The 2,106-nt window shown below is 76.3% G+C and carries 2 protein-coding genes; both read left to right on the forward strand.

What is annotated here, in order from left to right:
* Positions 1 to 1,274, forward strand: a 1,274-nt coding sequence (locus L1885_RS27540; protein WP_235799865.1) for an MFS transporter, incomplete at its 5' end; no start/stop codon positions are given.
* Positions 1,275 to 1,335: 61 nt separating this feature from the next.
* On the forward strand, positions 1,336 to 2,106 hold a 771-nt coding region (locus L1885_RS27545; protein ID WP_235799866.1), incomplete at its 3' end, for an AfsR/SARP family transcriptional regulator.

Genomic DNA, 2,106 nt, shown 5'->3' on the forward strand with positions numbered 1-2,106 from the left:
CGCCGGGCGCGCCCGCCGCATCCGGCCCGTCCGGTCCGCCCGGCCCCTCCGGCGCGGGCGACGCACCGGGCGGCGCCCGGCCGCAGGCGTCGCCCGAGGGCCGCTCGTACATGACCCGGCCGCTCCTGCTGCTCTTCGCCGTCGCGGCCGGCGCCGCCGTCGGCAGCCTGTACTACGCGCAGCCGCTGCTCGACGTCATCGGCGGGGACCTCGGCGCGGGCGACGGCACGGTCGGCCTGCTCGTGACGGCGACGCAGATCGGCTACGCCCTCGGCATCCTGTTCATCGTGCCGCTCGGCGACCTGCGGCAGCGGCGCGTCCTCGTCCCGGTGATGATGGTGCTCTCCGCGCTCGCGCTCGGCGCGTGCGCCGCGGCGCCCGGCGTGGGGACGCTGGCCGGCGCGCTGATCGCCGTCGGCGTCACCACGGTCGCGGGCCAGATCCTCACCCCGCTCGCGGGCGACCTCGCCGACGACGCCTCCCGCGGCAAGGTCGTGGGGATCGTCGTCAGCGGCATCCTCACCGGCATCCTGATCGCGCGCATCTTCGCGGGCCTGCTCGCCTCGGCGCTCAGCTGGCGTGCGGTGTTCCTGGTGGCCGCGGTGGTGGCCGTGGTGCTCGCCGCCCTGCTGTACCGGGCGATCCCGAACCTGCCGCCCCGCTCGACGACGCTGTCCTACGGCGCCCTGCTGAAGTCCGTGTTCTCGCTGGTCGCGCACGAGCCCAAGCTGCGGATCAGCATGGTCTTCGGCATCTTCGGCTTCGGCGTCTTCACGATGCTGTGGACGTCGCTGACGTTCCTGCTGTCCGGCCCGCCCTACGACTACTCGACCGCCGCGATCGGCTTCTTCGGCGTCGCCGGGCTGATCGGGGCGCTCGCCGCCCAGGGCGCGGGCCGGCTGCACGACCGAGGCAGGTCCGTCGCGGGCGTGGGGCTCGCCTGGACCCTGATCCTCGTGTCGTGGATCGTCGTCGGGTTCGGCGGGCACGTGCTGGTCGTCCTGGTGCTCGGCATCGTCGCCCTGGACATCGGCATCCAGGGCCAGAACATCCTGGCCCAGTCCCGCGTCTTCCAGATCTCCGCCGAGGCCCGCAGCCGCCTGAACACCGCCTACATCGCGGGGAACTTCGCCGGCGGCGCGGTCGGCTCCGTCGTGGCGACCCTGACCTGGGACGCGGGCGGCTGGACCGCGGTGAGCATCACCGGCGGGGCCCTGTCCCTGGCGGCGCTGCTCGTGTGGGCCGCGACCCGGCGCGGCGCGCTGCGCCCGTGACCGGCGGCGCCGCGCGCCGAGCGGCGCCCGCGGCGGACACCGGCTGGTGGACAATGACGCCATGCGTTACCGAGTCCTCGGCACCACCCACGCATTCCACGACGACGGCACGCCCGTCGCCGTCGGAGGCGCGCGCCTGCGTGCCCTGCTGACGGCGCTCGCCCTGCGCCCGGGCCGCACCGTCCCGGTGAGCGCCCTCGTCGCCGAGGTGTGGGACGGGGACCCGCCCGCCGACGGCGTCGCGGCCCTCCAGGCCCTGATCGGACGGCTGCGCAGGGCGCTCGGACACGCCTCGGTCCAGTCCGTGGAAGGCGGCTACCGGCTGTGCGCCGCCGAGGACGACGTGGACGTCCACCGCTTCGCGCGCCTCGCGGGCGAGGGCACCCGCGCCCTGGCGGCGGGCGACCCGGTGAAGGCGAACGTCCTGCTCACCGACGCCCTGGCGCTGTGGCACGGTCCGGCCCTCGCGGATCTGCCCGACCGGGCGGCCGGCGCGACGCGCTGGGAGACCCGCAGGCAGGAGGCCCGCCACTCGCTCATCGCGGCGTCGCTGCAGCTCGGCAGGGCGGACGAGGTACTGCCCGAACTGACCGCGCTGTGCGAGCAGTCGCCCCTGGACGAGCGCCTCCAGGCGCTGCGGATCAGGGCGCTGCGGGACCTGCGGGGCCCGGCGGGCGCGCTGGCCGCGTACGAGGAGATACGGCGGACCCTCGCCGACCGCCTCGGCGCCGACCCGGGCCCCGAGCTGCGAGCCCTGCACCGTGAACTCCTCGCGTCCGGCGCCCCGTCCGCCGGGCCCGGTGCGCCCTCCCGGCCGGGACCCGCGCGGTCC

This window comes from Streptomyces fuscigenes, assembly GCF_021556455.1.
In the GTDB taxonomy this organism is placed as follows: domain Bacteria; phylum Actinomycetota; class Actinomycetes; order Streptomycetales; family Streptomycetaceae; genus Streptomyces; species Streptomyces fuscigenes.